The organism is Methylobacterium sp. (assembly GCF_028290105.1).
Taxonomy (GTDB): Bacteria; Pseudomonadota; Alphaproteobacteria; order Rhizobiales; family Beijerinckiaceae; genus Methylobacterium.
Genome location: NZ_JAQGKL010000262.1, coordinates 1 through 3,249 on the forward strand (window position 1 = coordinate 1; position 3,249 = coordinate 3,249).

Annotated in this window: 5 protein-coding genes; 2 read left to right on the forward strand and 3 right to left on the reverse strand. The window is 68.7% G+C overall.

Translation table 11 applies throughout. From position 1 onward, the window contains the following. Together ispF and JWQ05_RS18520 are read left to right on the forward strand one after the other, a co-directional pair. Window positions 1–647: 2-C-methyl-D-erythritol 2,4-cyclodiphosphate synthase (gene ispF, locus JWQ05_RS18515; protein ID WP_299661576.1), on the forward strand; the 647-nt coding region annotated here is incomplete at its 5' end. Then, entirely contained in the window at window positions 644–1,138 is a 495-nt protein-coding gene (locus JWQ05_RS18520; RefSeq protein WP_299661579.1) for a CinA family protein, read from the forward strand. The genes ispF and JWQ05_RS18520, both read left to right, overlap by 4 nt. A gap of 44 nt (window positions 1,139–1,182) precedes the next feature. Here the strand turns inward: JWQ05_RS18520 and JWQ05_RS18525 are convergent, their stop codons facing one another. The 3 genes from JWQ05_RS18525 to JWQ05_RS18535 form a co-directional block, all read right to left on the reverse strand. Next, window positions 1,183–1,638, reverse strand: coding sequence for a type II toxin-antitoxin system RatA family toxin (locus JWQ05_RS18525; protein WP_299661582.1), 456 nt, complete (start codon window positions 1,636–1,638; stop codon window positions 1,183–1,185). Between the two features lie 6 nt (window positions 1,639–1,644). After that, window positions 1,645–2,607, reverse strand: coding sequence for a lipoyl synthase (lipA, locus tag JWQ05_RS18530; protein WP_299661585.1), 963 nt, complete (start codon window positions 2,605–2,607; stop codon window positions 1,645–1,647). Between the two features lie 135 nt (window positions 2,608–2,742). Further along, entirely contained in the window at window positions 2,743–3,027 is a 285-nt protein-coding gene (locus tag JWQ05_RS18535) for a GlsB/YeaQ/YmgE family stress response membrane protein (RefSeq protein ID WP_299661588.1), read from the reverse strand. Between the last annotated feature and the right edge of the window lie 222 nt (window positions 3,028–3,249).

A 3,249-nucleotide genomic window follows, 5' to 3' on the forward strand; every position in this document is an offset into this window, starting at 1 on the left:
TCGAGGGCGATCCGCGCAACCGCAAGATCACCCAGCCCGCCGACCTGATCGAGGCCGATCGCGGTTTCTCCGGCGAACACCCCACCGCCCAGAGCGAGGCCCACACCATGACCACCTATGTCACCCGCCTCGGCACCGGCTTCGACGTGCACGCCTTCACGGAGGGCGACCACGTCTGGCTCGGCGGCATCAGGATTCCGGCCGACCGTGGCGTGCTCGCCCATTCCGATGGCGACGTCGCCCTGCATGCACTGACCGACGCCCTGCTCGGGGCCATCGCGGACGGCGACATTGGCACGCATTTCCCGCCGAGCGACGAGCAGTGGCGAGGCGCCTCGTCCGACCGGTTCCTGGCCCATGCGGTGGAACTGGTGCGGGCGCGCGGCGGCAAGATCGACCACCTCGACATCACCGTGCTCGCCGAAGCCCCCCGGATCGGCGCCCATCGCGAGGCGATTCGCGCCCGCATCGCCGAGATCGCGGGCGTGCCGCTGAGTTCGGTTTCCATCAAGGCGACCACGACGGAGAAGCTCGGCTTCGTCGGCCGCGCCGAGGGCCTCGCGGCTCAGGCCGCCGCCACGGTGCGGTTGCCCGAGATCGCCACTGAGCTGGAATCCGCAGACGAGACGGCCGAGCGGCGCTCGTGATCGACGATTCGACCCTGCTGGCGCGGGCGCAGGCGCTAATCGCCGCCTACGCGGCGGCGGGGCTGACGTTGGCCACGGCGGAATCCTGCACAGGCGGCCTCGTCGCCGCTTTGCTCACGGTGGTCCCGGGCTCCTCGGCGGTGGTGGAACGCGGCTTCGTCACCTATTCGAACGCGGCGAAATCCGAGAGCCTCGGCGTACCCGCCGATGTGATCGCGGCGCACGGGGCGGTGAGCGCGCAGGTCGCCCGCGCGATGGCCGAGGGCGCCCTGGGGCATTCCCGCGCCGACGTCGCGGTGGCGATCACCGGAATCGCCGGCCCGGGCGGCGGCAGCGCCGAGAAGCCCGTCGGCCTGGTCCATTTCGGGCTGGCGACCGGCGACGCACCCATTCGGCATCTCGAGCGCCGCTACGGCGATCTCGGCCGGACCGAGATTCGCCGCCGGGCCGTCGAAGACGCGCTGGGTCTGCTCGAGAGCCTGATTCCCTGAAGGCGCCGGCCCGGATCGTTTGGGCCCGCAACCAACTTGCCGCGTCAGGCCGCCCCGTAGACCCGGTTCGCCCGCGCCTCGAAGGCATCCGTGAACTTGCGGAAGGCCCGGTCGAACATCGTGCCCATGAGGAGGCCGAGCGTCCGGCTCTTGAACTCGTAGGTGATGAAGAAATCGACGGTGCAGCCGCCGTTCTCGCCGTCCTTGAAGGCCCAGCGGTTCTCCAGGTGGCGGAACGGGCCGTCGATGTACTCGGCGACGATGCGCAGGTTCTGCGGATCGAGACTGACGCGGGTGGTGAAGCGCTCGCGGATGGCCTTGTAGCCGACACCCATCTCGGCCACGAGCACCTCCCCTTCATCCGGTCCCGGCTGGCGGCGCAGGACGCGCAGGGATTCGCAGAGCGGCAGAAATTCCGGATAGCGCTCCACGTCGGCCACGAGGTCGTACATCTGGCGCGGCGAGTGCCGCACCGTGCGGTTGATCCGGAATGAGGGCATCGAGACTCAGGCGTTGGCGATGCGGGCGAGACGGGCCGCCTTCAGCTTTGCGAAATCCTCACCGGCGTGGTGGGAGGAGCGGGTCAGGGGCGTCGCCGAGACGAGCAGGAAGCCCTTGGTGTAGGCGGTGGTCTCCAGGCCCTTGAACTCGTCGGGGGGCATGAAGCGCACCACCTCGTGGTGCTTTTTGGTGGGCTGCAGATACTGCCCGATGGTGAGGAAGTCGACATCGGCCGAGCGCAGGTCGTCCATGAGCTGCACGACCTCGTTCCGCTCCTCGCCTAGACCGACCATGATGCCGGACTTGGTGAAGATGGTCGGGTCGAGTTCTTTCACGCGCTGGAGCAGGCGCACGGAATGGAAGTAGCGCGCGCCGGGGCGGACCGTGAGGTAATTGCCTGGTACGGTCTCCATGTTGTGGTTGAACACGTCGGGCCGGGCCGCGACCACGATTTCCAGGGCGCCCGGCTTGCGCAGGAAGTCCGGCGTCAGGACCTCGATGGTGGTGGCCGGGCTGCGCGCCCGGATCGCCCGGATCGTGCGGGCGAAGTGCTCGGCGCCGCCATCCGCCAGGTCGTCCCTGTCGACGGAGGTGATGACGACGTGGTGCAGGCCGAGCTTGGCCACCGAATCCGCGACCTTGTCGGGCTCCCCGAGGTCGAGACCCTCGGGCAGGCCAGTGCGCACGTTGCAGAAGGCGCAGGCGCGCGTGCAGGTGTCGCCCATGATCATGAAGGTGGCGTGCTTCTTCTCCCAGCACTCACCGATGTTGGGGCAGCCGGCCTCCTCGCAGACCGTGACGAGGCCGTGCTCGTGGACGATCTTGCGGGTCTCCTCCCAGCCCTTGGAGCCCGGCGCCTTGACGCGGATCCAATCGGGCTTGCGCTGGATCGGCTTGTCCGGACGGTGCGCCTTCTCGGGGTGGCGCGGACGCTGGTCGTTGCGAAGCAGGTCGAGGACGACGGCCATGACAATCCACGGGATTCGCCCGCGAGACGCCGGCGCGTGCCCTGGACTTAAGGCGCGCCGCCCGCGACCGCAAACCCGCCGCGTCGGAACGGCGCGACACGGGCCGGCATTCGTCAGGCGCGCCGGCGGCGAGCCTCAGTACCGCCGGCCCTGGATGGCCCGGTAGATCGTGATGATGATGACGGCGCCGACCGTCGCCGAGAGCAGGTTGCGCCAGAACCCGAAGATCGGGATGTGCAGCTTTGTCGCCAGGAAGTTGCCGAGCAGGCCGCCGAGGATGCCCATCACGATGTTGGCGAAGAGGCCCATATTCGCCGCCGTGAACCGTTCGGCGAGCCAGCCCGCGAGGGCCCCGATGACGATGGCCATCAGGAAGCCGACGCCCGGCTGACCGAGGGCGCCGTAGACATGTCCGTCCATCTCGAATTCTCCGTCGCGACCCCGGACCTCTCGCCGAAGCACGGACGCCGACGTGCCGCCGAACGCGGCGCGTTTCAACCGTCCCTACTCCCGCGATCCGGATCCTGGTTCCGGTGGGTCGAAATCAGGTGTGGATCACCTTTCCGTACGCATCCATCACGCTCTCGTGCATCATCTCGCTCAAGGTGGGGTGCGGGAAGACCGTGTGCATGAGGTCTTCCT